42 protein-coding genes are annotated in these 25,570 nt (G+C 54.4%); 2 read left to right on the top strand and 40 right to left on the bottom strand.

Going from position 1 to position 25,570, the window contains the following annotated elements:
• The first annotated feature begins 76 nt into the window (after positions 1–76).
• Positions 77–277 carry a crAss001_48 related protein gene (locus ACYCZJ_RS13110; protein WP_461554673.1) on the top strand — a complete coding sequence of 67 codons (201 nt, stop codon included), beginning with the start codon at positions 77–79 and terminating at the stop codon, positions 275–277.
• A gap of 350 nt (positions 278–627) precedes the next feature.
• Here ACYCZJ_RS13110 and ACYCZJ_RS13115 read toward each other — a convergent pair whose 3' ends face one another.
• The 35 genes from ACYCZJ_RS13115 to ACYCZJ_RS13285 all read right to left on the bottom strand — a co-directional run bounded on the left by ACYCZJ_RS13115 (position 628) and on the right by ACYCZJ_RS13285 (position 23,354).
• Positions 628–1,155, bottom strand: a complete 528-nt coding sequence (locus tag ACYCZJ_RS13115; protein ID WP_461554674.1) for a hypothetical protein — start codon at positions 1,153–1,155, stop codon at positions 628–630.
• Entirely contained in the window at positions 1,155–1,391 is a 237-nt protein-coding gene (locus ACYCZJ_RS13120; protein ID WP_461554675.1) for a hypothetical protein, read from the bottom strand. Before ACYCZJ_RS13120 ends, ACYCZJ_RS13115 begins: the two co-directional genes overlap by 1 nt.
• Positions 1,388–1,840, bottom strand: a complete 453-nt coding sequence (locus ACYCZJ_RS13125) for a glycoside hydrolase family 73 protein (protein WP_461554676.1) — start codon at positions 1,838–1,840, stop codon at positions 1,388–1,390. The genes ACYCZJ_RS13120 and ACYCZJ_RS13125 overlap by 4 nt, the downstream gene beginning before the upstream one ends.
• Before the next feature lie 195 nt (positions 1,841–2,035).
• Positions 2,036–2,356, bottom strand: coding sequence for a hypothetical protein (locus ACYCZJ_RS13130; protein ID WP_461554677.1), 321 nt, complete (start codon positions 2,354–2,356; stop codon positions 2,036–2,038).
• A 30-nt stretch (positions 2,357–2,386) separates the two neighbouring features.
• Positions 2,387–2,647: a hypothetical protein gene (locus tag ACYCZJ_RS13135; RefSeq protein ID WP_461554678.1), complete on the bottom strand. Its 261-nt coding sequence runs from the start codon at positions 2,645–2,647 to the stop codon at positions 2,387–2,389.
• A gap of 81 nt (positions 2,648–2,728) precedes the next feature.
• Positions 2,729–3,772 (bottom strand): hypothetical protein, encoded by a 1,044-nt coding sequence (locus ACYCZJ_RS13140; protein ID WP_461554679.1) that lies wholly within the window; start codon positions 3,770–3,772, stop codon positions 2,729–2,731.
• 1 nt (position 3,773) lies between these two features.
• Positions 3,774–3,956: a hypothetical protein gene (locus ACYCZJ_RS13145; protein WP_461554680.1), complete on the bottom strand. Its 183-nt coding sequence runs from the start codon at positions 3,954–3,956 to the stop codon at positions 3,774–3,776.
• A gap of 2 nt (positions 3,957–3,958) precedes the next feature.
• Positions 3,959–4,213 carry a hypothetical protein gene (locus tag ACYCZJ_RS13150; protein WP_461554681.1) on the bottom strand — a complete coding sequence of 85 codons (255 nt, stop codon included), beginning with the start codon at positions 4,211–4,213 and terminating at the stop codon, positions 3,959–3,961.
• 61 nt (positions 4,214–4,274) lie between these two features.
• Positions 4,275–4,784 carry a hypothetical protein gene (locus ACYCZJ_RS13155; protein WP_461554682.1) on the bottom strand — a complete coding sequence of 170 codons (510 nt, stop codon included), beginning with the start codon at positions 4,782–4,784 and terminating at the stop codon, positions 4,275–4,277.
• Positions 4,785–4,787: 3 nt separating this feature from the next.
• Positions 4,788–5,144, bottom strand: a complete 357-nt coding sequence (locus tag ACYCZJ_RS13160; RefSeq protein WP_461554683.1) for a hypothetical protein — start codon at positions 5,142–5,144, stop codon at positions 4,788–4,790.
• 4 nt (positions 5,145–5,148) lie between these two features.
• Positions 5,149–6,231, bottom strand: coding sequence for a hypothetical protein (locus ACYCZJ_RS13165; protein ID WP_461554684.1), 1,083 nt, complete (start codon positions 6,229–6,231; stop codon positions 5,149–5,151).
• 196 nt (positions 6,232–6,427) lie between these two features.
• A complete protein-coding gene (locus ACYCZJ_RS13170; RefSeq protein WP_461554685.1) occupies positions 6,428–8,086 on the bottom strand; it encodes a hypothetical protein in 1,659 nt (552 codons plus the stop codon).
• Positions 8,074–9,555 carry a hypothetical protein gene (locus ACYCZJ_RS13175; RefSeq protein ID WP_461554686.1) on the bottom strand — a complete coding sequence of 494 codons (1,482 nt, stop codon included), beginning with the start codon at positions 9,553–9,555 and terminating at the stop codon, positions 8,074–8,076. The genes ACYCZJ_RS13170 and ACYCZJ_RS13175 overlap by 13 nt, the downstream gene beginning before the upstream one ends.
• Positions 9,556–10,308, bottom strand: coding sequence for a hypothetical protein (locus tag ACYCZJ_RS13180; protein ID WP_461554687.1), 753 nt, complete (start codon positions 10,306–10,308; stop codon positions 9,556–9,558).
• Between the two features lie 33 nt (positions 10,309–10,341).
• Positions 10,342–11,133, bottom strand: coding sequence for a hypothetical protein (locus tag ACYCZJ_RS13185; protein ID WP_461554688.1), 792 nt, complete (start codon positions 11,131–11,133; stop codon positions 10,342–10,344).
• Positions 11,134–11,158: 25 nt separating this feature from the next.
• The gene (locus ACYCZJ_RS13190) at positions 11,159–11,578 is read right to left on the bottom strand and encodes a hypothetical protein (RefSeq protein WP_461554689.1); all 420 of its coding nucleotides are present in this window, start codon (positions 11,576–11,578) and stop codon (positions 11,159–11,161) included.
• Positions 11,575–11,817 carry a hypothetical protein gene (locus tag ACYCZJ_RS13195; RefSeq protein ID WP_461554690.1) on the bottom strand — a complete coding sequence of 81 codons (243 nt, stop codon included), beginning with the start codon at positions 11,815–11,817 and terminating at the stop codon, positions 11,575–11,577. The genes ACYCZJ_RS13190 and ACYCZJ_RS13195 overlap by 4 nt, the downstream gene beginning before the upstream one ends.
• A complete protein-coding gene (locus ACYCZJ_RS13200; protein ID WP_461554691.1) occupies positions 11,817–13,268 on the bottom strand; it encodes a hypothetical protein in 1,452 nt (483 codons plus the stop codon). Before ACYCZJ_RS13200 ends, ACYCZJ_RS13195 begins: the two co-directional genes overlap by 1 nt.
• Positions 13,269–13,271: 3 nt before the next feature.
• Positions 13,272–13,652, bottom strand: coding sequence for a hypothetical protein (locus ACYCZJ_RS13205; protein ID WP_461554692.1), 381 nt, complete (start codon positions 13,650–13,652; stop codon positions 13,272–13,274).
• Entirely contained in the window at positions 13,643–13,813 is a 171-nt protein-coding gene (locus tag ACYCZJ_RS13210) for a hypothetical protein (RefSeq protein WP_461554693.1), read from the bottom strand. The genes ACYCZJ_RS13205 and ACYCZJ_RS13210 overlap by 10 nt, the downstream gene beginning before the upstream one ends.
• The gene (locus ACYCZJ_RS13215; RefSeq protein WP_461554694.1) at positions 13,813–14,469 is read right to left on the bottom strand and encodes a hypothetical protein; all 657 of its coding nucleotides are present in this window, start codon (positions 14,467–14,469) and stop codon (positions 13,813–13,815) included. The genes ACYCZJ_RS13210 and ACYCZJ_RS13215 overlap by 1 nt, the downstream gene beginning before the upstream one ends.
• A complete protein-coding gene (locus ACYCZJ_RS13220) occupies positions 14,466–14,795 on the bottom strand; it encodes a hypothetical protein (RefSeq protein WP_461554695.1) in 330 nt (109 codons plus the stop codon). The genes ACYCZJ_RS13215 and ACYCZJ_RS13220 overlap by 4 nt, the downstream gene beginning before the upstream one ends.
• Positions 14,795–15,580 carry a hypothetical protein gene (locus tag ACYCZJ_RS13225; protein ID WP_461554696.1) on the bottom strand — a complete coding sequence of 262 codons (786 nt, stop codon included), beginning with the start codon at positions 15,578–15,580 and terminating at the stop codon, positions 14,795–14,797. The genes ACYCZJ_RS13220 and ACYCZJ_RS13225 overlap by 1 nt, the downstream gene beginning before the upstream one ends.
• Entirely contained in the window at positions 15,577–15,954 is a 378-nt protein-coding gene (locus tag ACYCZJ_RS13230) for a hypothetical protein (protein WP_461554697.1), read from the bottom strand. The genes ACYCZJ_RS13225 and ACYCZJ_RS13230 overlap by 4 nt, the downstream gene beginning before the upstream one ends.
• 85 nt (positions 15,955–16,039) lie before the next feature.
• Positions 16,040–16,621, bottom strand: a complete 582-nt coding sequence (locus ACYCZJ_RS13235; protein ID WP_461554698.1) for a phage adaptor protein — start codon at positions 16,619–16,621, stop codon at positions 16,040–16,042.
• Positions 16,621–16,917: a hypothetical protein gene (locus tag ACYCZJ_RS13240; RefSeq protein WP_461554699.1), complete on the bottom strand. Its 297-nt coding sequence runs from the start codon at positions 16,915–16,917 to the stop codon at positions 16,621–16,623. The genes ACYCZJ_RS13235 and ACYCZJ_RS13240 overlap by 1 nt, the downstream gene beginning before the upstream one ends.
• A gap of 55 nt (positions 16,918–16,972) precedes the next feature.
• The gene (locus tag ACYCZJ_RS13245; RefSeq protein ID WP_461554700.1) at positions 16,973–17,926 is read right to left on the bottom strand and encodes an SU10 major capsid protein; all 954 of its coding nucleotides are present in this window, start codon (positions 17,924–17,926) and stop codon (positions 16,973–16,975) included.
• An 11-nt stretch (positions 17,927–17,937) separates the two neighbouring features.
• Positions 17,938–18,921, bottom strand: a complete 984-nt coding sequence (locus tag ACYCZJ_RS13250; protein WP_461554701.1) for a hypothetical protein — start codon at positions 18,919–18,921, stop codon at positions 17,938–17,940.
• Positions 18,918–19,043 (bottom strand): HNH endonuclease, encoded by a 126-nt coding sequence (locus ACYCZJ_RS13255; protein WP_461554702.1) that lies wholly within the window; start codon positions 19,041–19,043, stop codon positions 18,918–18,920. The genes ACYCZJ_RS13250 and ACYCZJ_RS13255 overlap by 4 nt, the downstream gene beginning before the upstream one ends.
• Before the next feature lie 54 nt (positions 19,044–19,097).
• Positions 19,098–19,436 (bottom strand): hypothetical protein, encoded by a 339-nt coding sequence (locus ACYCZJ_RS13260; RefSeq protein WP_461554703.1) that lies wholly within the window; start codon positions 19,434–19,436, stop codon positions 19,098–19,100.
• A gap of 9 nt (positions 19,437–19,445) precedes the next feature.
• Positions 19,446–19,727 carry a hypothetical protein gene (locus tag ACYCZJ_RS13265; protein ID WP_461554704.1) on the bottom strand — a complete coding sequence of 94 codons (282 nt, stop codon included), beginning with the start codon at positions 19,725–19,727 and terminating at the stop codon, positions 19,446–19,448.
• Position 19,728: 1 nt separating this feature from the next.
• Entirely contained in the window at positions 19,729–21,657 is a 1,929-nt protein-coding gene (locus ACYCZJ_RS13270) for a portal protein (protein WP_461554705.1), read from the bottom strand.
• Positions 21,654–22,391: a phage terminase large subunit family protein gene (locus ACYCZJ_RS13275; RefSeq protein ID WP_461554706.1), complete on the bottom strand. Its 738-nt coding sequence runs from the start codon at positions 22,389–22,391 to the stop codon at positions 21,654–21,656. The genes ACYCZJ_RS13270 and ACYCZJ_RS13275 overlap by 4 nt, the downstream gene beginning before the upstream one ends.
• Positions 22,388–23,080 carry a terminase large subunit domain-containing protein gene (locus ACYCZJ_RS13280; RefSeq protein ID WP_461554707.1) on the bottom strand — a complete coding sequence of 231 codons (693 nt, stop codon included), beginning with the start codon at positions 23,078–23,080 and terminating at the stop codon, positions 22,388–22,390. Before ACYCZJ_RS13280 ends, ACYCZJ_RS13275 begins: the two co-directional genes overlap by 4 nt.
• On the bottom strand, positions 23,010–23,354 hold the full coding sequence (locus tag ACYCZJ_RS13285) for a DUF5681 domain-containing protein (RefSeq protein ID WP_461554708.1): 345 nt from the start codon (positions 23,352–23,354) through the stop codon (positions 23,010–23,012). The genes ACYCZJ_RS13280 and ACYCZJ_RS13285 overlap by 71 nt, the downstream gene beginning before the upstream one ends.
• Positions 23,355–23,580: 226 nt before the next feature.
• On the opposite strand from ACYCZJ_RS13285, the gene ACYCZJ_RS13290 reads away from it, so the two are divergent.
• A complete protein-coding gene (locus ACYCZJ_RS13290) occupies positions 23,581–23,805 on the top strand; it encodes a hypothetical protein (protein ID WP_461554709.1) in 225 nt (74 codons plus the stop codon).
• A 437-nt stretch (positions 23,806–24,242) separates the two neighbouring features.
• Here the strand turns inward: ACYCZJ_RS13290 and ACYCZJ_RS13295 are convergent, their stop codons facing one another.
• From ACYCZJ_RS13295 to ACYCZJ_RS13315, 5 genes are all read right to left on the bottom strand, one after another.
• Positions 24,243–24,617, bottom strand: a complete 375-nt coding sequence (locus ACYCZJ_RS13295) for a hypothetical protein (protein WP_461554710.1) — start codon at positions 24,615–24,617, stop codon at positions 24,243–24,245.
• Positions 24,618–24,932, bottom strand: coding sequence for a hypothetical protein (locus ACYCZJ_RS13300; RefSeq protein WP_461554711.1), 315 nt, complete (start codon positions 24,930–24,932; stop codon positions 24,618–24,620).
• Positions 24,929–25,108 carry a DUF7696 family protein gene (locus tag ACYCZJ_RS13305; RefSeq protein ID WP_461554712.1) on the bottom strand — a complete coding sequence of 60 codons (180 nt, stop codon included), beginning with the start codon at positions 25,106–25,108 and terminating at the stop codon, positions 24,929–24,931. Before ACYCZJ_RS13305 ends, ACYCZJ_RS13300 begins: the two co-directional genes overlap by 4 nt.
• 86 nt (positions 25,109–25,194) lie before the next feature.
• Positions 25,195–25,389 carry a hypothetical protein gene (locus ACYCZJ_RS13310; RefSeq protein WP_461554713.1) on the bottom strand — a complete coding sequence of 65 codons (195 nt, stop codon included), beginning with the start codon at positions 25,387–25,389 and terminating at the stop codon, positions 25,195–25,197.
• Complete coding sequence (locus ACYCZJ_RS13315; protein WP_461554714.1) at positions 25,386–25,544, bottom strand: hypothetical protein; 159 nt, start codon at positions 25,542–25,544, stop codon at positions 25,386–25,388. The genes ACYCZJ_RS13310 and ACYCZJ_RS13315 overlap by 4 nt, the downstream gene beginning before the upstream one ends.
• Between the last annotated feature and the right edge of the window lie 26 nt (positions 25,545–25,570).

Here is a 25,570-nt window from a genome sequence, read left to right on the forward strand (position 1 = left end):
GGCTTTATCGCCCGTCCGGTGGAATGACGTGTTAGCCGCGACACGCTGAAAACGCGGCACAACTGAAAGGAACAGCATGGAACTGCAACCACACCAACAGCGCGTAGTTGATGAGAAGACCGAACTGGACAAGAAGGCCACCGCACTCAGCAACTTTATCGGGAACAGCCCGATTTTTGAAACGCTGGACGCCGCAGAACAGGAGCGCCTGAAACAACAGAACGACGTGATGTGGCAATACTCCGAGATTCTAGGCGCACGGATCGCGGCTTTCTGATTTACGGCCTGCCGCTGGCGTGTGCTGGCGGCGGCTAACTAGATATAGACAACACCCAGCACAGTCTCCAATGTCGCCTATATCGTTTTTGTATTGCGCAACTGATTGATTATTTTAACGATGGCTATTTTATACAAGCCTAAAAATATGCGGATGAAGGAGGAATAGAGATGGCACTGCACCCGTGGAACGAGGATAAAACGCTAGGTAAAATACCTTGTCAGACAGACCAAGATTCTTGGAAATGCCCATCATGCACACAAAGTGCCAAAAACTAGCACCTTCTGCATAATGTGTACAAATTTCTGACAATTTTGCACACATTCACCACGAAATGTGCAAATAGCACACTATTTCCCTGTAACGCTCATTGCCCAATCGTGGCAGGTCTGCGCATACGCAGCTACTTGATCGGCGTCGTAGGCGAAGGTGAGAAGAAATTCCGCAGCCGTATCTGATAATCGGGCTGGCTCGGTGGTGGTAGCTGTATCGATGCCGGTGGAGCCGGTATCTTTGGACACCGTGCCACTACAGGCGGTACGACTACCGGGGTCGCGCAGCCCTGCACCAGTAGCGAGCTTGCGATTAACAGCAAGGGCAGCATCAATAGCCTTTTTGGACTGTGCATTTTGAATCTCCAGTTGATCTTTGGTTGATTGCAGGGATTGCTCTACTGCGGCAGCTTTATCATTGGCTGCTTGAAGCGCTTTGGATGCGGCTTGTGATATTGCCAGCGTCTGAGCCGCATATGCTGCGCTGTCGGCTTGGTATTGCCGGTGCTGAGCGTAGATATACGTCCCGCCAAATAATGCAGCCACGGCGATAATAGAGGCAATTAGTCGGTATGGTGCAAAGGCTGCGAATAGTCCAGCAAACATTATGGCGCCTCCGTTTTCTGTTTCATGCCCAGCGCAGCACCGCCTGCCGCCAGTACCGCTGCCAGACCTCCTCCGTAGCTCATTGCGTCAAACGCCTGGTGGTTTTTGATAATCGCCCATCCAGCCAGGAAGCAGAACGTCAGCACGCCAAGCGCCCACAGGATGCGGCCAATGTCGTAATCGTTGCCGTTGGCAATGGTGAAGCTGTCTTTCAGGATTTTGGTAATGGCGTTCATACAGCCTCCAATTTGTGCTTATTGATAACCGATATCAGCTTTTGCGCGTATCGAATATCCGTCGCATAGCCTGCATCAGCTACAGCCTGTGCAAATCCGATGCTGTCTTTATGCTCAAACGCCTTGCGATACCGAGGATTGTCACGTAGAAACATGGCGTGATCTTCCAGTGATTCAGACCATGTTTTATACCTGCGCCACTTCGCCATTTCGGTGCGCACGACGCCGTTCTTGTCTTGTTCTTTGGTTGGTAACAGAACCGTATCGCCATGCCACGACGGATCAGCCTTGACACCAAAAAGATTGAAACATGCGCGGCTCAGTCTGCTGGTGGCCCATCCAGATTCGAGCGCAGCCTGCGCAATCGTGAAGCCAGCAGGGATGCCGTATTTCTCTTCGCAAGCCTTGGCTCCAGGCGTCAGTGCGGTGATGAAGTCTTCAGGTAGCATTATCTAACTCCATAACTGATACGGCGCATGCGATGGTCGCGCTCCCAATCGTCTCGGCATTCCACCCCAGGACAGAACAGCGCAGAGCCGCGCACTGGAGTTTCGCACCAATGGCAATAGCCGACCGGCTGCAATACCGAGTACCGGAAAGCCTCGGCCTCAGCGCGCATGATTTCTTCGCGCATGGTTCCTTCATCATTTGGGTCCATACACTAGCCTTTTCGCTGCTGCTACTTCATTCAAAAACGCCTGCCTGCAATGGTCAGGCTGAATCTGGTCCAGAATCTTGACCAGCAACATCCAGCGCGCATCTCCCCGGCTCATCCAGGCTCGAGCACTGATTGTTTGCGTTGGGTTGCCACGGGCTAACGCGTTCCAAAGCTGGTCGATCCCAATCAGGATATTGCGCGTAGTATTGCCACCCGGTAGTAACAGCAGGACAGGAACAATCAGCACAGTAGGGATCAGGCACAGTGCGACGCCTCCCCATACCACAAGGTTGTCAACTAGGCGCATTGTTTCCTCAGAAAGAAAAGTGATGTTTTGTTACTTTGGAGCGATCTTGTCGGCAAGGTCTTTGCGGACTTGCTCAAGTGCGCTGTGCGCCTGTACCAGCTTGGCTTGCAGCTTTGCATTGGCTGCGGTGGCTTCGGCGCGGTAGGCGGCGTGCGCCTTGTCCAGTTCGGCCTTGACCTCTTCCACCCCGGCCTTGACTTTGGCCGCTACCTCGCTGCCCATGTATTTTTCAACGACTGCCGCGGAGATTAGCAGGCCGATTACTACGCCGATTACAAATGAGATAAGCATGGTGTTACTCCTAATTAGGGCATAAAAAAAGCCGCTAGGCGGCGACGTGTTGCGGGGTCATTTACAGGGTCATTTACGGGGTCATTTCTTCCTGCGTAGGAACTTGAGATAATTCGCACCCTCGTCAGCATCCCAAAATACTTTGATCAGGTCCGGGCTTTGCGGGTCAAGGTCTGGATTGATGACGGTTACAGCGCACGGGCTTAGGGCTTGATCCCGGAAACCCTTTTCCCTTGCATATCGGTCATATACCTTGTAACTGGCAATCTGTAGCGCGTGCATGGTGATGCCGCTGTCCGGGTCTTTGAGTACGCCATATCCGCTTACGTGCTTGTGACCGCATACAGCCACATGGTCGCGGATGCCAAAGTGCAGCGCCTTGGTCGCGCCGTGTACCGGGTTGTACATGCTATGGCCGGTGAAGTCGTGGCGCGCATTGATGCGCACGTGTTTCCCATTCGGGAAGTTGAGTTGCAGCCGCGCTTCGCTGTCCTGATAGGTCGCGTTTATCTCTCCAGCAATCCAGCGTATCGGGTCGCCATCGCCAGACCATGCGTCATGGTTGCCGCCGATCATGTACATCCAGTTCGTGCCGCGAATAAACCATTCCGCAAGCTGCCATGACTCGGCTGCGCTGGTGGACTGTGCCGCGTAGAGCCGAGCGAGACGCCCTACCCAGTTGTTCGTCGTGTCGCCGATGTTGGCACCGTAAAGCCCCTCTACGGTATTGGTCAGGTGCATGTGGTGTTCGAGCAATGACAAGTCAGTGCCGTCATCGTCAACGTGCGGGTCGCCGTAATGCAATATCCCGATAGCGCCAGTTTTCTTGATCTTGATGGGAATGAGCTTGCGGGCTTCCTCGTGTTTTTTCTTCTGCGCGAACTGGCGTTTTCTGCGTTCTACCAAGTCCTCGACCGGCAGGAGTGCGTCGGGTATTTCGGCTATTTCAAACTCCGGCGCTTCCGCCACTTCCAGCCGCACAACGTACTGATTTATCCAGCGCCTGACCGTCGATGCCGGTTCCCCAATATTTCGCGCAAATGACTCGATTGGCGGTTTTTTTGCTGCGCACCATTTCTGATACATCGCCCTTACTTCGTCTGCTTTCGGCATCGCGGATGGCATTTTATTGGAGTACCTTTTGTGCTGTGTAAAAAGACAGGACAGGCTCGCTATCCTCAAACTCGACAACAACGTAAAGCGTCTGCGTGCCAAAGGTAAACGTCACTGCCTCGAACTCCTCGCTATACTCGGCGCTGGTGCATCCGGTAATGGCTTGCAGACCGGCTTCGTCGGTTATGGGGGTCATGGCTATCTGTCCACCTTGCGGCTGAGCTTGTCCTCGATCCTGTCCAGCTTAGCGAATAGGGCGTCGTATTTGGCATCGACCTCATGGCGTTTTATGTAATCGCCTGCTACAAGGATTTCAATTTTTTGCACCTTATCAGCTAGATCCATGTCTGCCTGCTTCAAGTCTCGATTGGATTCCCACAAAATGCGAATCAGCCATCCTAAAAGCAGATTAATGGCGCCGATGACAATCTCAAACAGATGCGTTGTTTCCATAGGAAGCCTTATTGATGGCGAAAAAAAAGCCGCAATCAAGCGGCTTACGTGGTTAGTTCGGTTACATCATGCCGAACAGGATAAACAGGCTGGCGGCAATTCCTCCGCGCAGAAACTCGGCCTTTTCCCAATCCGATTTCAACAAGTATCTGGCGACCAGAATCGCGCCGGGGAAGGCGATGGCATAGGCAGGCAGCGCCCATATCAGCCGATGGTCGAAGTACGCCAGCAGAGATACCGGCAGCCCCCACATCACACCGCGCACAATGCAGGCCAGCAGCGCATTGGTTTTCAGCATCCCGACTTGCCACCGTTCCGGCTCGCCCTGGTCAGTGCCGCCATTGAGTAGCGCTCCCATTGGCTGCGATAGCCCCGGACTCGCCCCGGCAATAATCGCCAGCATAATGGGCAACGTCAGCCAGTCCAGCACATGTCCAGATAGCGCCGCAAACGTCCAGCCGAGAAAGATGTAAGCGGGCAGCCTGTGGTTACTGTCGAAATACCAGATGCGGATTCTGTCGCCACGTACCCGGTCAGCAACCGCGGACAGGAAGATCAGGAATGGGATCATGTTTCATGTTCCCGCCGGATAGGCCGGTTTGGCAGGCAATGGTTGTGTTGGGTCTCCCGATTCCGCGCCGACGATGGACCGCAGGCTGGCCCGGTAGCTTACCCATGCGACGGGAACCGCCACGCTGTTTTCCACACAGCGGATTATCGTCGTGTCAGACGCGGCTAATGCGGCACGGGCCTGCGCTTGATAAGTGGCCCATGCAGCCGCATCAGCGGATGCCTTTAGTTCTGCTGTGGTAGGGACAGGCAGGGTATAGGGCACCAGCGTCGCAGGGGTAGACGGAAACGCGTGAATATCAGCTACATCGTCTTCGAACTGCCAAACTTGCCCAGTTACTGTGTCTTTGAATGTCTGCATTTAATTACCTCAGTTCGTAGATAAAGCAGTTGTTCGTCGTGTCGTAGCGATACGTTGACCCGTTCGGAATGACAGATGAAATTGTTCCGCCACCTGCGATCGTGTTTTGCTGCTGCGTACCTACAGGAAGGCCGTCTATAACCAGGTTGGTGTAGCCCGATGAGGCTTGTTGACTTCTGATACTGATGAAGATGGCCTTCCCCGTGCTGTTCGTGTACGTCACCCCGGAAGCCCGGCTGCCGGTTACTTCTTGCCAAGATTGTCCCAGCGTAAAAGCCTGCCCATACGCCACTGGCTGATTGGCGACGGTCGCGTTCTGAATAATGTTTTTGCCTGTGGTCCGAATGACATCCCACCCCGCGCCCGCCCCATTGGAAAGAAGTTCCAGCGTGCAATACGGTGGTAGTTCGTAGGTCAGCCCGGTATTAATTGCTGTCCCATCCGGCAGCCGGATGTAAATCCCGCTGGGGATAGTGACATAGCAGGATGTGGCGGAGTCCGCGAAAAACGTGACGTTGCCACCCGCAGGGGCGTTAGGGAGGGTGACCGTAATGCCGCTCAGTAAGGAATAACTCTGCCCGAGAACCTGAGACGTTGTCAGGGTGGTATCGGCACCAAATGCGCCTTGCGTGGAATAGGATATTGGGGTGTAGAGGGCGTCTGCCAGCGTCTTGTTGACGGCATGGCTGCCAGCAGTTGCAGCGGCTACATCGAATGTCTGCGCGGAATTACCTGCCAGCGCAGCATATCCAGTGCTTGCGCCATAAAATACGCATTTCCAGTTACCGGCGCCCAGCGAGACAAATAAAGCCGTGTCACCGGCAGCCGTCACCTTGTCCACGGCGCCCGGCAAGATCATGCTGGTTGCGTTGTAGGTAATTGTCAGCGCACTGTCAAACGTGATAATCTTGTAAATACCCGCATCCACTGTGCCGAATGAATTGATGCCGATTGCTCCGGTCACAGTTAGAAAGGTCGCGTCAAGGCTGCCCAGATCGGTAGTGGATGCAGAGGCGATGCTTCCTGAAGCGGCAAGCGTGCGGACATCGGCCATGACCTGGCGCATGACGTTGTTGATGTCAGACATTGCCCAGCCTTCAGGCGCTCCATTAGGAGGAGGAGAAGTGTTTGACGCGGCAGTGGTGCTCCAGTTTTTAATAGGCATTGGTAACCTTTAGACGAAAAAAAACCTGCGTAATGCAGGCTGGGAGGTAGTTATGAATGACGAACAATTTATCCGTATTATTTACGTGGTTGTGCTATCTGCGCTGTTTTACGGGTATCTATTTCCGATTATTTATGAGGCCTATCGCAAGTGGATTCAGAACGGGTGCAAGTTTCCTAATTTCTTTCGCGGTAAGAGGAGCTGAGGCGCCACGTTTGCTGATTGAGGCCACAAGCGCCTTTTGCATTGCCGGGGTGTACGCTCCCATTCCAAGCACCGTACCTACAACAGTTGCGATAGGATTAGCGATTGCTCCAGCACCTTGCAGCATAGGCATCATGCGCCCACCCGTACCCGAATCAGGGTAGGTGTTCTCCAGCACCCGTTGACCCGCCGCGCCCAGTTCCTGGCCAAGCGCAGACCCGCGTGAGAAATCTCTCCCGCGCGCTGCCTTGGAGTTCGATTTAATGGCTCCCAAGTATTGGCCTGGCGTAAATATTCCATCGTTCACTGTAGAGCTTTTTGCGGCACCCTCAACCCGTACCAGCTTGGCCCATGCTGCGTTTGCCTTTTCCAGGCCTGCGGCATAAACAGGATTCTGTCGAGCTGCCTGATCGCGTAGAATGCTCTGCGCTTCCAGTAAAGCATCGCCCAGTTCACGCTCGCTCGCCATGGCGGATTTTCCGTAACTTGCCGCTTTTGCTCCCAGTTCAGAATCAACCATCTTGAATGTTTCGGCAGTCATGCCATGTTTAGGCGACATACGCTGAAGCATGACATTATTCACAATTCGGTTAAATTGTTTCCTGGTTGGTTCTGGCATGTTGGTAGCCATAGACTGCAGGTTGGTCAGTTTGGCTCTCCCTATGTTGTCGAGTGAGACACCTTTCAGGCCTGCCAGCGCATCATCATATGCGTTTGAAATTATATCCCCTGCCTGTTTTACACCAGAATATCCAATATCATTGACCTTGCCTCCAACTGGTGCAAGTGCATCGTTAATCACAGCCTTATTGAACTGGTTGCGCGCTCTCTCCCGTGCATTTTTGATAGAGTCTCCCACCCCGAACAGGCTAGTGGCTTTCTGCTCTGCGGTATTCGCCATGCCGCCAAGCGCCTGCCCAATAGTCGGATTGACGCCTTTAGACCTGAGTAGCGCAATATCTGGATTGACTGATGCGCGAGGGCTGACCATACGAGCGACTCCACCGGCTACCATGGGCAGCGCACCCCCCACGGCCATACCTGTATTCCCCTGCTTCGCCTTCTCGTTCCAGTAGTCACCTTGCGTAACCGGCATAGCCATAGACTGACCGGCACCAATCGCAGCACCTTGAATCACTCTCTGCGCTAGTGTTGCGACTTGTGGCGCTTTAAGGGCCATCAATACATTGATTGGGCTTACAACATTGCCGGCGATGCGCGGAAGGTCTATTCCCCCGCCTTGGCGCTGTTGGTAGTCAGCTTCATTTTTTGAGATCGCGGCATTAAATCCCCCGGAACCAATTTTAGGAAGCAGCCCTGTTTTATTCGCGATAAAGTCATTCAGATGATCGCCAGCATTCTGTACTGATTTTGGGAGCATGTTATACGCGCCCTGCGCTAACCCGGTGACTGGGTCGTATATGCCACGCAACAGACCTTCTCCAGGGAAAGTAGTCTTTGGTGCATCAACAGCAGCAGGCACATTACTCGCAGCAGACGTATCGCCAGCAGCGCGCATTCTGGCTGCGGCCAGCGCCATCGCGCGCTGCTGATCAAGCGTCATTTCTGCCATAACTTGCGCTCCTCGGGAGTCATGTATTGCCACAACTTGGCGTCAACGCCAGCGGGCGGCTTCTTCGGCAATTCCTTGACTGTTTTTGGCTTTGCGTTCTGTGTCATTTCAGCCGCTATTTGCGCATCTGACATCCCAGCCGCACGGCGCGATTTGATGAAGTCTGACTCAGACTGTGTCGGCTGTACTGATGGTATCTGATCATTCTGTCCTGACCATTGGCGATTATATGCACCAGACATCCTGTCTTTTGCGGCGCTCGTGTAATCGATGATCTTTTGCAGACTGGCTTTGGCTTGTTCAACAGACTGTGATTTTTCAAGCGCAGCAAGGTTTTCTTGCAACAACTTGTTTTCCATATCGGTAACCTGGCCCAATGCCCCCCCAGTCTTGGAGTTATTGCGCATTTCTTGAAGCACACTAAATCCCACTTGAGATTTTAGCGTGTTCAGCAAGGCGGCGGCATTGGCCGCCTCTGATCCGGGGATGTTTGGAATCGCTCCACGTATTCCATACACACCAGCCAAGCCCGGTGAATGCAATACTTCATTGGCCGCAGCCGCAAGCCTGTCCATTGAATTAAAACTACTGGATAATGCGGTCTCGTCTTTATTCTTTTGCGCCTGTATTTTCAGGTCTGCCATAGGCGTCACGCCTGGCACAATCGATGGCGCACCGCCGCCCTTGCTGGGCTGGAAAAATACCGGCTTACCGTCTGGCCCCAAACCGGCTACGGGGGAACCGTAGTTGTTCATCTGCGCGGCGGGCGCATGCGTGGCATTTTTCTGGATGGCTTCATCGTACAGCGCGCGATTAGGATCGCCCGGTGGCAGCGCATCCCGTTCCGCAATCAACTTTCCGATCGCCGAGGCATTCTGTGTTGGGTTTGCCGGGACGGCAGCAATCTGCTTGCCATCCGCGCTAAATCTCACCTGGCCGGGCGAAAGGGAATACGCCTCAGGCGCTTTGGGTTCTTGCTGCTTGGCATAGTAATCCATTGCCAGCTTCTGCAACTCGGGCGGCGCATCGGGTGAAGCCATGATATGTTGCGCCATGGCGCCGAAATCAAAACTCGCCGGTTGCCCGGGTTGCTCTGCTTGAGTCTGTACAGGCTGTTCGGGCAACGGCGCATCATAAGGCGTTGCCATGCTATTGATCGCCTTATTCTGATCGGCAGCCATATTGGCATAATCAGCATTGCCGGTAGTGCCGCCAATGCTGTATTTAGCAGGGATGGCAGGAACGGCTGGCTTGGTTGCCGCCTTCACCATGTTTTGACGGGCGAGGCTGTCGTTATAAGCCTTGAGCTTGTCCTGATACGACTTGACCCCAGCCCCAAGGCCTTGCCCCAATGACGTGCCAAAGTCCTGCGGCCCGCCTGCCAGCATCTGGATACCGGCATTCAACAACCCCTGCCGCAACGCCTGCTGCTTGTTGGGATCGCTTTGCAACATATCTAACAGCCCCATTTAGAACCTCCGACGCATATAGTCTGCCATGCCGACATACGGCTGCTGGCCTTGAATCATTTGCGGCTGTTGTGGCGCATAGGGGTTAGCCGTTGGCAAATATTGCCCCATTGACCTGACTGGCGGAGCTGCCGCCGATGCCCCGCCCTGCGGCTGCTGTGGTTGCGCCATTGCCTTGCCGCCCTGCGCAATCAGCTTGCCGCGCGTCGGCGATAGCTCGCCATTACCCAAAGGCTTCTGCCCCAGCCAGTCCTGCGTTGCGCCAAGATTGCCGTTAGTCTGATAATTCAGGTTGTCGTATAGACCGGCCTGTGTAGACTGGTCAACCACCTGCGCAGGCGCTTGTTGAGCCAGCAAACCGGCGTTGCTGGATAACCCCGCATTCGTTGCGGCGGTTGCGCCTTCCAGTCCGGCATTCTGTGCGGCCAGCATGGATGCCTGTTGTCCACTGGCGAGTAATCCGCTGGTTTCTGCGCCCGCTGCCGCTGCACCAGTAGCCGCAGTTCCTGCCCCTGCCGCAGTTCCAGCCGCACCAGCCGTACCCGCTGCCGCTGCCGCTTCTGCTGCCGTCATCCCTGCCGCTGAGGCTGCTGCGGCTTGTGATGCGGTCAGGCCCAAAGCCGCTGCTTCGGATGCGGTAATGGTTGCGGCGGTTCCTGCCGCTGCCGCCGTACCCGCTGCCGCTGCTCCACCTGCTGCCGCTGCGCCGCTCCCCGCCGCAGCCAGTGCCGCTGCGGTTTCCACGCCGGTCAATTCGCGCCCCTGATTTTGTACATGATGTTTTCCTTAAGCAAGTAAACCGGCAGCAGTCAAACCCGCCCCGACAAGTTGTCCAGTATTGTTACCGCGCCCATAAGCGGTTGTTGTTCCGCCTGCGCCCATTGTGGTCTGTATGGCATTTCCCATCACATCCAGGTTCGTATATGGCGCCTGTTTCGCATCCTGCCAGCGCTTGTACGCGTCAGCCAGATTCTGTTGCTGGAAGGCGCGCTGTGCATCGCCTGCTCCCATCAATGCGCTGGCGTCGGCATAATCCGCACTGGCAAGGCCCGGAGCGGCCTGCATCGTTGCCATCTGGTTCTGCCGCTCGTTGCCATAGTTGGTGCCGTAAATCTGTGTGCCCATGTTTCCAAGTTCTCGCCCAAGCGTATTCTGCGCATTGTTCACGGCAGTCTGGTGCGCTCCAGAGCCGTAACGCCCAGCCAGCGAGAAGGTGGAATTCACCGATGGCATGACCGTATTATTGAAATTATTCTTCATGTCAGTGGCGGCGGCGTTGTAGGTCTTGGATAGCCACGGGTTCGAAGCCGGATCAAGGTATTTACCTTGCAGGGTCTGGTACGCATCGTAATTAGCCATCCCCTGTACCGGGCTACCGTTCGTTGCGCGGTTCCTGACCATACTGAACGCAGTGTTCTGGTCTTGATTCAGTCCGGCTACAGTCTGTCCACCATAGTTCTGATAGGGCGCAGTAGACAAGGCATTGGCGCGGTCAAGATACGGGGCCAGGTAGGGCTTGGTCTCTGCTGGTGGCTCAGCAATAGATTTGCTGGTGGTGCTTCCGCCGCCGCCGCTCATTTGGACTTATCCATGGTTGTTTTCCTCACACATCACATTCATAAATTACCATCGTTGGCTTGAAACCGAGTTTTGCGCCAACCCGCTCCCAACCCTTGCGCGGCGACTGGAATTGGATCTTGACGGCGCCGATATTCGATGCCCAATCCCGTATTGTTTCCATGTTGTCAGAGAAGATATCGCCGCTGGCATCGCCGTAAGTAATCCATAACAGCAGTTTTCTGCCCTCGTTGGTGTCGAGCGACTTGCTTATCAGAAAACCCCTGTAATAACTCTCTGCGGTGACTAGGTGCAGCACCGAATCGCCCGTTTTCAGGCTGAGATACACATCTTCTGGTATCCATCCGCCGGGGGCTTTTTTAGCAGTAATTTCAAGACCGGGCTTGATGGTCTGCCAGACGTTGCGTATGTCTTTCGGGTCTACCCACTGAAACTCTGCTTTCAAGGCTTGATCGATCCGATGTTGGTCGTCGTTAAAACTCCGGTGGTGCTGACCGATACGCGCCAGTACACTCCGGCAGTATCTTTGAGGACAAGGCCTGTTGTAGCGCTGTCGATGATGGCGTCATCCGTCGTATCGACGCCGCGTATCAGGCGATTGGTGCCGTTGAAGTTGGCATTCCAGAATGTCGCAATGGCGCGTATTGCCTCCTGCCATGTCGGGTAAGTGGCGCGTATGCTCATCAGTATTTACCTGCTGGAACAGCTTGGAAATCGACGCCGTAAGCCTTGGAAAATCCACCCGACAGAGTGAGTTTCGCGCGCTGATAACGCGCCGTGTTAAACAGGCAGGCTTCGCCTTCGCTGTTGACTGTTGCGGCGGTGCTGTAACTCACAGCATTTTGTACGTTATTTCTGCCGCCGACCTGAACCTGAGTCGCACCAGTACCTTCCACCATAGGCGTGACCAGTTTGACCGTGGTTTTCATGCCCATGCTGATCTGCGTTTCTGCGGTCTCGATAGTCGCAGTCAATTCCGCGCCATTGAACACAACCGCGCTATGCGTGGTATCAATCCCGGCCAGCAAGGGTTTCCCGCCGATGAATAGCGAAGAATCCGGTGAGGTTGATGCATAGGCTCCGGTATCGGGATTGCCTATCAACGTATCGACTGTATCGGCATCGGCGGACTCGCTGAAAAACGTGAACAGACACTCCAGGTTTCCCGGTTCCGCAGTGCTCCACTTTTTGGCGATCCAGTTGTAGATCAAAAACTTGGTCAGGGATCCGGTTTGCGTCGGATAAGCTACGATATACAGGCTATTGCGCGGATCAATGACCCCATTCATGCGCCAGTAATCGGAAGTCTTGACTTCGTTGAAGAATGATTTATTGACCGTGCCTTCACCGATAGGAATGAGTCCCGCGCCGGACATCTGGTAAAACCCGTCATTGCCGAGGAAGAAAATGAAATCCCCATAGCTGGCGACGCTTCCTCCGGCTGGCGTACCGATACCGCGAATGATCTGGTCAAAGGTAAATATGGTTGTCCCGCCCACATAGGTGCCACGGAAAATGCCTTTTTCCATGAAAATCGTTGCGTATTCTCCGCCGACGATTTTCTGCACCTGACCAATATCCGATTCGCCGAACAAGTCCTGACTATCTGACTGCGTGGAAACGGATGCGACATAATCCGTCGGGTTTTCCAGCGCCGACCATTGCACCCGGTTGGGATAGGCGTTGATGTTTCCGAACATGACAAACCCGCGTACCGTTGCCACGGTCTTGGCTTGTGGAGCCGATGCGGACAGGTCAGCAAAATCTACCGACGTACCCATGACAAAACTCTGCGGAGGGTTGGAGCTGTTGGTGGCGATCACCCGGTCGCCAAAGGTGGTGAAATCCCAGCGCAACTCAGGACCGGTCGTATATCCGCCCAGCTTGCTTACATCTTCCCATGCGGCAGAGGTGATCTTCTGTAGTTTTGCCGCTCCGCCGATAAAGTTGTATGGCGTTCCAGCACTTGACCGGCTTGCAAATGCGCCCAGCGCCGCTTCTGTCGATGCTGGCGTATACGCTACCGGAGCATAGAACGGCCCGTAATAGTCGATATAGGGGACGCAGTTATTCGCTACCGTTGCATGCTGTCCATAGGCCGGAGCGTCGAGCGAAAGGGTGCCAAGAGGGATCATTGATTAACCGGCATTGATCGTGATGGTTGCGGTGAGCTGCCAGCTTTGCGCGCTGGTCTTGGTGCCGAGGGCATCTACCTTGCGGCTCATCATCGTACCGGCTGTGGCTGCGTTGAAGACGCCCCATTCCGCCCATGCAAAATTCGCATCAGCAGTGCCGAACAGGGACCGGAAAGTGATTACGTTCGTGGCAAGCGTTGGATAAGTAGCTTCCATGGCCTTGCGCAGCTTGTTCGTCGCAGCCTGCAAGTCAGTCTGAGCAGCAGCAAAAGCGGTTGTGCTGTCACCGACTCCAAGGTAGCTATTGGCGTTGTTGAAAGCCGTAACTGCGCCTCCAGTGGTAACGGACGCGATGTAATCCCGGTAAGCTGTGGTCATTCCCATGGTGAAACTCCATTCATTATTTGTTCGATTCTGTGTGGGTCTGTAATCGTTTCTTCGCGCTCGATCACTTCAACCGGAACATCGCCCGGCTTGGCATCGCCGTCGAATTTTTCCAGTACCAGCTTGACCGTGATGCTCGGTCCGATATGCTCATGCGACATTATGTGGCGCTCCAATCAGGTGCTGCATTTGTCTTATCTGTCCAAACGGTCGAGGCGTTGTCCTTGGCTGCCCAAACCGTTACAGTCTGTGCTTTCTCTGTCCAGAAGTTGGTTGCCACGACGCTGGCTATCTCTGTAAAGCTCAATGACAATGCATCCGCGACAGCATTGGCTGTAAATGTTGCTGCTGCCGTAGCAGCATCGGTAATGCTGACGACGTAGGTATCTGAACCAGAAATTGCGACCAGCAGCGCGGCGGTATCAGTGACGCTTATTGTTGCAACGTCAGTAACGCTACTGAATAGCAATGACCCCTGCGCCTCACCCAGCGTCAATGTGAATGCATCGGATAGGGCGCTAGAAACTAACGAATCCTGTGCCTCGACGATAGATGGAGTGAGCGTATCGGATGTCAGCAAAGCCGCGATGACAGCGGCGGTATCAGTAACGCTTGGGGTAAGCGTGTCAACGGTATCTGAACGGCTTAATAAATTAATGGACTCTGTAATGCCCGGGGTAAATGTATCAACGGTGTCTGAGCGGCTTAATAAACCGAGCGATTCTGTAACGGAAAATAGGTAACTGTCTGATGCTGTGATGGCTGTGGCTGTGCCGGTGCTGCTGACCAGATACAGCGCACCATAACGCGAGCTCATAAGCTGAGGATGTTCCAGTCAAACGCCCGCGCTGTGCCAGTGGTCTGCGTGATCGAGAATTTGATCTCCGTATCGACCGGGATCGGGATGCTGTATTTGTTCGGGTCGATCTGGATGTTGGAAATCGCACCCACATAGGCGATACGTGACACGCTCGCGCCCTTGGCCTTGGTGTACGCGCGCATCACCAGCGTATCGCCGTTGAGCATGGCATTCGTATCTAAAACCAGCACGTATACCCCGGCTGCTGTGATTGCCGTGCCGAGGAACGTTTCAGTGCCGATGACCGGAGTAGTGCTGCCGGACTGATTGGATGTAACCGCCATTATGTAATCCCCAGTATAGATACGTAGGTGGTTTCGCCCGTACCACCCACGAATGTCGCCCGCATTGATAGGCGGCTGCCGGATGGTATTGGGATGGGTAGAGGCCCCAATAGAGAGGGTCCAGATTGCCCGATGGTGCCAGAAGTTGCCCGGATCAGATACCCGACACCCCCCATGATAATTTGCTCAGCGCCGGCAGCGCCCACAGCAAAATCCAGCGTAGCCTGCGTCTCCGCTCCGGCACCTCCGATAAAAATAATCAGTTTTTTAATATCGGCAGGTGTAGCGGCGATTAACTGTGTCCATGCACTCGATCCTGATGCCGGAATGACCAGCGCTGTCCCGCGTGATGTTGTTAGGTCGGTACCCATGTCGATTAAATTGCCGGCGGGCGGCAGCGCGGTGAATGATCCAGCAAAAAACCCTACCATAATATTGCAGTTGACTGATGCGACATCAGACTGGGCACGCACTGCCACCCTGGTCCCAGCCGGAATGCTCTGCGGGATGGTAAACAACGACCCGAACGAATCAGGGACTGGCTTCGGCCCACAGAAAAGGTTGGGCGCTACAACAATTTCAGAGCCTGCCGCGCCGATAGCAATATCGAACAGCGAATTATTGGTAGTTGCACCACGCAGCTGCACCCACAATCCTGAGTAATCCTGTGGCGTGGAGGCGATAACCTGTAGCCATGCACCCTTGGTATTGGCAGCGCCCGATACCGGGACGAGATATATGCCAGCAGCGTAGCTCGCAGAATCTGTGATGCCCCAGTCGCTCATGCCAGTATCTGCGCAGTCCGGCCAGATGCCAGGATACCGATGGAGGTGGCGTAGGCGAACCCGTTTTGCGTAAATGTATCGTTCGGATCCACCGAATCAGCGGCGCGGAACATTTCCCAAAAATACTCGATATTGGCGTCCGTGCTGTTTTTAAATGCCGTGAATTCGGCCACGGTCAGGCGCTTGATAATTGTGGATTTGGGGATCGGCGGGTGCACCACTGGGGCAGGATCAAATACGTGCGTCGTGGGGTTCCATATACCGTCAATGCTGGTTACGGTAGTCGCGCTCATGCCGGAAGGCAACGGACTGGCCACCACGTCACCGGTGCTGATTAGGGTGCCTGTCGCGGTATCGTAGATGGCGTAGGTCATGGCTGGTTGTCGCTAATGTTGAGGTACGGCGCATATCCGAGCGCCACTGGATCGGTTGTCAGCTCGGTGTTAAGTTCGGTCTGGGTCATATCGCGCTCACTACCATCGGCCCAGAAATAGACCGTTTGCTGTTGCGGTTGATTTCTGCTTCCATCCCAAGGATGGCTTGTTCCGCCTGTGCAGCTCTGTCATCCAGCGTATAAATAAGCGCTTGCTGAACACATCCCATCAAGTAATATTCTGGGTATCTGTCAATCAGCCAGTTGGTCAGATTCGTGGTGGATAGCGCTGGTATGGTTGCGTAATAGGCAATCTCTACCTCGCTGCCTGACGCGCTTGGGTTAATTTGTAGCTCGTTGGCGATGATGGTGTAATACTTGGACGGCCCCGATACTAGTCCCATGGCGTCAATCTTTTGCGGGGATGCGTATTCGAGCAAACTGACCTTGTTGCCGTTTATCTGTATATTGCGCAACTCGATAAAATCAGCGGGTAGCGGGACATATTCGGTGGTTGGTGTAGAGGTGCTGCGCTTCTGCATCTCGTTGGTGCGAAGCCTGCTATTGGCACGCGCCTCAAATAGATCAATGAACAAATCCAGTTGCGCAGATAGATCATCGCGATGCAGCCATGCGGCGATATTGTCTTTTAGTTCGGAATAATTCATCAGAAGTTTTTATCAAATGTTTTGAAAGCGGGATTGTCTTTCACCCATTGGCGTACTCTGGCCTGGTCGAACAGCCAGCCCTCACGCATCGCCTGTCCAACTACCGACATCGGCATAACGGCCATGCGTCTAAACTCTCCGTAGCGCTCGCCTTGCGTTTCGTGGCGCGCTTCTGCGGCATGGACCAGAATGTCATCGACGTTCTGTGCCGTGGTAAAGCGTTCGGCTTCTTCAGCCGTTTCGTAAAACGTCTGAACGCCGGTTGTCTGGTTCTCGTTGAGAATAATTTTGGACATAAAAAAAGGGACGGTTTCCCGTCCCTCCTTATAGTTAAACGACGATTAAGTCAGATCATGAAAGATCGGCCAACTTGCCAATGCCGCGCGGGTTGCGCACGACCAGGGTGAAATCGCTGATGATCTGACGGCCTTCTGCATCGCCCGTTTTCGCCAGTTCTTCTTCCTTGAAGCGGCGACCCATTTTCACTTCCAACATTTCAGGATCAATGAACAGAATGGTGCGGTTACGCATGAACTGGCTAGGCACCAGTGCAATATCTCCGAAGTCGGAGACATACACGTCAGCAGCGCCCAGGATCACGCCCTGCTTGCCCTTCATGGTGCTGAAGTTGTTGCGGGTAGAACCCAGCCCGGACAGCGCAGAGAAAGCCTGTTTCTGTGTTGGCCCCATCACACCCATCTTGTAGCGTGCGCCCTTGCCATAACCATCTGCCAGAACAGCCTTGACCAGAGCCTCAGACAATGCACGTTGGGTGCCGTCAGTAATGGCAGTAGTCGGTGCGCCAGCGGTAACAACGGCGGTAGCACCAGTTGAGCCATGACTAACCACATCCCATGCGAACGTTTCCAGAGAGGCGGACTTTCCAGCAACAGTAGTGGTCGCGGCGACGGCGACGTTATTCTGCGACAGCGCGCTTTCAATGTCGGTCTTAAGTTCGTTGCCCTGCTTGTAGGATTGATACTTGGTTTCCGTCGAGCGTCCGGCCTTGTTGACCATATCCAGCACGGACGCGATTTTGAAATCCTTGCGCGCGGTCTGTACATAATTGCCAAGGCGTGTGGTGGCGACAGGCGTTGCGTAAGTGGCATCGGCGCCTTCAACAATCGCGTTGTTGGGGTTGGCAGCGGCCAATACGTCAGTCTGCCATTCCTCAAACGTGGCGCTGATCTTGCCTTTACGCGCCATGGAATAAATCGGCGTGTCTTCTGCGGAGATGTTTTCGATGAAATCAGCCAGAGATTCGCGCAGGCCTTTGGCGGGGGTAGTGGTTTGATATGTAGCCATGAGTAGTGCTCCTAGAGTTGTGCGGCCTCGCGAATCCGCCCCTGCGATAGCAGTTTCTGGATTTTCTGAGCGCGCGATTGTTCCGATGATGTGGGCTTGCCAGTCGGTTTAACCGGCGGTTTTGCCCCCTGTACCTGTTTGTTTGTTTCTGGACGTTTTGCCACAAGGTCCTGATATTTCGACAGCTCCACCAAGCCAATCCACACCAGCGGGTCGAGCATCTGCTTCAACGTGTTGGTGTCCACCTGGATGCCGTATTTCTTGCCCAGTGTTTCGGCAGCCTGTACCGCCTTGCGGTCGGTGGCTTCGTCGTATGTCGGGATGGCACGCTTTACCGTGTCGATCACGCTTTGCAGCTTCTGCTGCTGCTCCTGCGCGGTGCGTTCGCCCATAAAGCGCTGGCGATTTTGCAGCTCAGCATTCAGCTGATATGCCTTCTCGCGCAGTCCGTCGCGGATTTCCTTGTGTTTGCTGTATGCGGCAATATCCGTCTCCGCAAGACTCGCCCAGTCCACATTTTCATACGCCTGCAACTCGTTCTGAGCCGAATGCAACTCCGCCAGATAGCCTATGTTTTCCTGCTGGAAAGCGGCTAGCTGCTTGGTGTCTTCGATCGATTGAGTGGCTGCACGGCGCATCTCTGCGGCCTCTTGGGTCTTGCGGGTATAGTCGGCTTCGAGTCGCTTCTGAATCTTGGTTACCTTTTCGGCGACCTCTTTCGGTAGCGTGACTTCTTCGCCGTCTATGGTCAGGGTTTCAGTTTCATCGGCTTCGGAGTTCTCGGCTTCCACTTCAGCGGGTTGATCCTCTTCGGACTCCGCTTCGGGTTCAGCTTCTGCTTGCTCGTCAGGCGCTACATCACCCTCTTCGGCTGCTGGCTCATCTTGCGATTCATCAGAATTCAGCCATGACTCAAACCGCTCATGTACATCTGCGGTTTCGTTGGTTGAGACTTCCGTTGCCGGTTGCATCTCTGGTGTTAGTTGTTCGTTCACAGTAAAAATCCTCTCTGTTGCATGAAATTAATCGGATGTTTTGCGTATTTTTGCTGGTTGCATGTCTTGCGTAACAACTGGATGTTGTCGTCTGTATTTGTGCCGCCAAGTGCAAGCGGCATGATGTGATAAAAAAACCGCCCGAAGGCGGCTTGTTAAGCCCGTTGTGGGCGAAATTATCTGTTCTTGCCCTCGACGACTGCGCTGAACGTGAACGATGGCGTTGTTCCCGAGATGGCGTATGAAATCCGCCCATACGTCCCGGAATTGGTTGGGATTTTGATCATTTGCACCCCGGCGGCAGTAATTGCCGCGCCAGCAGTGTGGTCGTAATACGTCACGCCATCCGGGCTGCTCTGATAGGTGACAGTCATGCTCGGGGTCGTACCCGATACCACAGTGACATTCAGGTAAATCGTCAGCTCATCTGAGTCTCCTGGCAGGGCGCCAAGATCGGCGGTCCCGGATGCGGTGTAAGCGGCGCTAGCCAGTGCTGTGAATACGGTTGTGGTCATGTTGTCGCCCTATTTAAATTTGCGCTTTGCTTTATCCAGCAATGATTCGCGCTCGATCTGTATTTTTGCCATCTTGCCGGTCTGCATCACGGTCTCGACGTTGCGCCGTACATCGGTGAGCAACTTGAGCATGAGTTTGAGTTCGTTGGCGCCTTCCTTGTCGCGGATCGGTGCCGACTCCCAGGCGCTGATAATGCCATCGCGCACAGCCTGCCAGGACTCGGCGTATATCTCGCTTTCCAGCACCTGACGTGCCTGTTCGCCGCGCTGTAATTCAGTCAGCAAGTCCAAATCAGCCCCCTAACAATGATGCGGCCGCTTGTCCAACCATCGTTCCGGTCTGAACCTGCTGGTCAAAACCAACCTTCTGCTTTTCAATGGCCAGCTTTTCGTGTTGCAACTGCTGGTCCTGTTGCGCCATCGCCATATCCGCCTTGATCTTCTCCATCTTGGGGTCTGGCTGCGGCGGCTTGGACGGAATATTGTCGGGGTGGGTAAAGAATTTCTCAGGGTCTTTGAACCCCAGCGCCTTGGTGTACTCGGACGCCATGTTAAACACGTTCACTGGCGTCACAATACCGGCCTGGAATGCCTCTTTCTGGAGCGTGCCGAGATTTATGATGCCGGTGGTCTGCTGCTGGCGGTTAATCGAACCCAGCCCGACACTGACGGTCATGTCGTTGCGCTTTTTCCAGTCGCGTGGGTCTACGCTGACCCATTTGTTACGCAGGCGCACCATGGCCGGTTTGTCCTGGTGCTTGCTGGTCAGTGCGTGGACGATACCAAACAGTTCTTTGACGCCGGTCTCGGCAAACGTCCTGGCTATCCACTCGATGCGCTGGTTGGCGGCGTTGTTGATAATGCTGATGCCGGTGGCGGTTTTGTTGAGGCTCCCAGCATCGGTGCCCATGTTGTACTTGGTAACGCCGGTGCGCGTCTCGCGGATGCCGTCTATCATCTCGATAGCAGCCATGACTGGCTGTCCTAGCATCTGATGCTCAAGAGGGATTATCGAACCTGCCGGGTTGCCCTCAGTGCGCACGATACCGCCAGGGCGGCTGGTCATCATGTCGTCTAGATTTACCGTGTCCGCGTTGACCGCATAGCGCCCGTTGTTAGCCAACACCACGTTGTCTATAAGACCGCGCGTGAGCATGGTTTTGAGTTCTTGCAGGTCGGTGACAACCTCCTCGATTGAGCGCCCGATATGCTCATGCGCAACAATGCGCGGCGTCACGCAGGCTATAGGCACAATGTCGGCTTTTTCGTTGGTCAGGATTTCACGCCCGACCAGGACCAGGTAGCGCAGCTCTGCAATGCCATCGCCGTCGTAGTCAACACGCATCCAGCGATAACGAACACGGACCACGCGGGAAGCGGGATCGCTGCTGTCGTATTTGTGATGGTCGAAAAAATGGCTAAAACGGTCACGATAGAGTAGCGAGGTCTCGTCGGTGTCATTGCCTACCGTGTCCGGGATGTCGTCGTCCACGTCATAGCCGTTCTCGCGCAGCTCAGAGATGGTCAGATAGGCGTCGAAACCGACAAAGGGCGCATCTTGCAATCTAACCCCGCGATGCCGTGCAGAGACGCGCGATAACTCAGGCGGGATATTACTGATCTTGACTTGCCCGGTAGTATTGGTGCGCGACAGTACGACATCAAACGCCATGACCGGCTGGCCCATCTCATCAACCGTGCCGGTATCTATGGGCGTTGCGCCTGTAATCTTGACGCCAGGGTCTTGGGTAAGCATCGTGACCTGGTCAATCATCAGTCCGCTGTAACGCTCCTCCTGAATGTCGTCTGTTGTCTCCCAGCAGGCATACACATAGCCGTTTTTCTGGATTAGTGCGTCGTCAAACCAGACGGAAAAAATCTCATAGATCGGGTTTTTGTCAACCACGATATGGTTGACGTAATCCGTCTCCTGCTCAGCTGCCGGCACATCCTCAGCCGAAAATGGGGAAAACGTCACCACGTCATCGCCAGCAAGGAATGTTTTCATTAACGCTGGCATGATCCAATCTACCGTATCGGCCACGTCGCGACTCACATACTGGCTGCGGTTAGGTATGTCGGAGGGTGCCAGCGTACCCACAGCGCGGCCATAGTAGTAATCCAGCGCGCGGTCCCGCTCTATATCCAGCGCGGAATCATCGGCAGCCTCCTCCTCCTGCTCGATAATGCCCAGCAGTACGGTGTCGTCCATTTTTTTCATATGACGCCTAATAATGGATAGTCCAGGGATTTGCCCCATTTGTTTAAGCTGGTTGTTGCAAAGCGCCGCATCATAATTGCGTAGCGTGTAGCACTCAGCAGGTCGTCGTATTCTTTAACCACTTTGCCATCCTTGCGGTGGTACATGCGGTATTCCTGAAACCAGTCGTTCAACCCTGCGAATACCTTGAATCGCCCCGTCTGCATCATGTCCAGCATGAGCATCAGCCCAGCCTCAACGCCATTACTGCCATCCGCAAAGGTGGCACGCTCCGGCAACATCTTTAGCCCCTGCTTGCGGTACAGCGTAGCTAATTGCTCGCCGCTACCTTTGTCGTGCTGAAGTCCATCATGCGGCCATGCCCATGGCAACCAATCGCCCCACGGCCTCAGTGCTGCGGCATGGATAACCGGCGTTGCCTCGCGTAATCGGTGAGCTTTAGTGACGTACACGGCATCTAGGTCGCGATCCCATGCGATGCAGACAGCCGCAGTCGGGTGATCCCAGCCAAAATCAATGCCTCCGATCTGCACCCAATGGCGTGGGATGTCGAAATGCTCGCAGGTAATTTGATCCTCAGGTACGGCGAATATGCGGCCCGACCCCATGACCGGAATACCTTTAGCCCGCGCCTCGCGCTCATGCGGCAGGTAGCTGGCTACAATCGCCTCGCGCTCCTCTGGCGTGTAGTGTCCAGCGTCGTCGATGGTCATGGTGACAACGGCGCGCGTCATTTTTTATTGCCGTCCAGAAAAAGCATTACAACGTCGCTCATGCCTAGCAGCGGAGTAAACGTCAGCATTGCAAACTGTCCGCGCTGGCCGTTATTGGTGCGAGTCAATCCCTCGCTGTAGATGTCGGACGGTGGCTCCTCGTCGAACCATATCCCGTCAACTGTCGGCCCCTGCCAGCGCTCACGGCCTTTCTCGTATGACTTGAACGCACAGATAGATGTACCGGCTTGCACGTCGCCACCGCCACCCCAGCGCACCTGTACGTTATCCAGCAGGTTGGGTGTCCCCATCGCTCTATCACGGCCCACGATGCAGGATTTTGGTATCCACCCAGTGCCCCATTGCTCCTCCAGCGCTGGCGGGCCTACCAGGATGCGCTGCGGGTTATCCCGTGTGCTGTCGCCAGTAACAGAGCCGCACCACAGCAGCGGGGCACGATCAAACGTTGCGCCCTCCCACCAGTCCGGGTATCTACCAGTGAGATGCATGGCCCACTCAGCGCCGCCGGCAACTGTTTTGCCCACCTGGTTGGCGGCCATCAGCAGCCGCTCGCTGGCCGTTTTTCCCAGCCCGTGGAACTCCCGCTGTTTGGCATACGGCGCATATCGCGCCAGCCGGTTAGTGGCTAGTCTGTTTGCCTGCTCCGCTGTCAGCCGCGCCAGTAGCTGCAATTGCAGCTCTGAGGGCATCGATGCCAGCGGAGAGGGTGTCGTCGTCGAGGTCATCTAGTCGGTTGGTTACATCGGCGCTCATGGAGATAGCCTTGCCGTAGCCGCGATCTAGCAGCTCTTTGGCCGCGGCGATCTGGGTTTTCTGGTCGTCGCTTTCCAAAGCCTCGGCCAGCACCTGGATACAGCGGTCCTTATGCTCTCGCGCAGCAGCGGCAATGCCCTTAGGTCGCCCGGATGGATTGCCGGATTGGCCGGGCTTGAACGGTTTGAGATTGTCGAGCGGATTAGCCATTGATCGGCCTCTGTATCCAGTGGAGATGTAAAAAAGCCGCGCGACCGGGAATTCCCAATCCAAACGCGGCAAAGGTTGGCATTGCAGCCAACGGAGGAGAACTGTCTATAGGATCGTTTATCCTGATAGATAATTACAATGCAAATACTTGTTGCATTATTTTATGCAACGATTATACTGGAATCACTGGAGCAACAAACCCAGCCAACTAGATTAGGAGAACGAAATGTACGAAATCAGAATGAATCAGAATCCTAATACAAACGCGATTGACGGCTATTCGATAATCTCATGGTCAAAAATTGACATCAATGATGATTCGCTGTCACGCAGAAATACCCTGTTTACGTTCCCTGACAGAAAATCAGCAGAGAAAAAATTAACTAATCTGGCACACCGGCATGGGCTGACGATTGAGCTGCTAAACGGCGCAAAGTGGCGTGCAAAATGAGCCGCCCAAAACTATCCGCCCCATCGCCCATCCCCGCAGCACTGGCGGATGTGGCGGCAGGTATGAACCAGAGCGATGCGGCCAGCAAATACGGTGTGCACCGCTCATCTATCAGCCGCGCAATCAAACTGAGGGATGCTCCAAAATGCCCATGCTGCGGTAGCAAAATAAAAGCCCCGGCATAGGCTAGGGCTTTGTGTGGTAATAGGTGCGCGGTGTTTCTGTATCTGCGACTCACCTATTCGGCTCGCCACTTACCTTGCAAGGTATCCGCTAGTATCGGCGCGGAATAAATGGCGATGCGAATAGATGCATATCTGGCTACGATGCCATGAACGGTACGTGCGCTTTTAATCACACCCCGCGCTCTCTCGCTTGCGTAATCAAGCTCTATGCAAATTGAGGGCGAACGCTCCCCCCATGCTCATGACAATACACTATCTGTTTACATTGTGCAAGTTATTTATCGCAATTCTCCGCGCCGCCTGTTCGAGCCATTCCCGCAGTGTGTGATTGCTGATACCCATGACCGCAGGCCTGCCAAAATACCAGCACGTTACCGCCTTCTTGAGTTGGATCGGCAAAGCGAGTACCAGCTTTTCAACCAGTTCCGCATCCTTCTGGTCTACAGGAATAGACATCTCGTGCATTTCTATCCACACGTCGCCAGATTCGGGTAGGTAATCTCCGCAAATTGCCGCTTTGCCAGGGTAATAATGATTGCGCACCTCGGCCATTTCGCCACGCCTTCCCCATCGCGCCCAATTGTCGAGCCTATCTAGGCCGAGTTTTGTATCGCCGGTTACGCTCATTCAATTTCCCCCTAGTAAACCCTCAATCCACTGTATCGCCTGCCCTGATTTGATATGCGTACTCGTCACCTTCAATATCCGCCAGCCATCCAGCATTGCGAGTGCATATTTTTCACAATCAGAATCCACCCCTTTACCCCTCGAATGACGGCCATTTACCCAGTGAGCTCCATCGCACTCGACGGCAAACATTTTCTGCGGCCAGCAGAAATCGAAACGGAACCGGCGCGTAGGATGAAATTTGAATTCGCGCTCCGGCTCGGGCAGCTTGATTGCGCGGATCTGTAGGGCCAGTGCTGATTCGAGTTCGCTCATTTGTTCCACGCCTCCTTGACCGCCGCTTCCAACATATCCGCGCCCTCATCCCCACGCTTGCGCCTGACGCCATCCAGATAAGCCCGGCGCGCTTCCCTGCCGCCCAATCCGATCACGTAGCGCACCTCGCAAGCCATACGGAATTCCTCGCTATCGGTTCCCGGCTCATAAACCATTGATGCGCACCCTGACTCCATTGGCAGGAATAGCAGGCATATCAGTCCAGTTGGTGAGCCTTGTGATTGTTGGCAGGCTTGGCATGTCATGGCTTCATCCTGAACATCTTGTGTAGTACATCCACCATGTCATCATCGGAAGGGTACGGCTTAGCCGATACCGGCTTAGGCTTCCAGCACTTGGCGCAGATAACCACCATGCCCTTGCGCGTCTTGCTGCCCGCGATTAAATCAGCGCAGAGCTTGCCGCAATGGGCACAGTAGAGTTTGCTGGTGCTCATTTGCTGACCTCATCCATAACATTGACCGGATAAAATATTTTGTATTCTGTGAACCAGTTTCCTTCGTAATAATTCCGAATCTCGAACGATCCGCCCGCTTCCGATACAGCAGCGCACTCAGCGATTAGCGGCGCATTAAATTCAACACGATTCATTAGCACGTTGCTTTTTCGGATTATTT

The sequence above is a fragment of the Sulfuriferula sp. genome, from assembly GCF_054605375.1.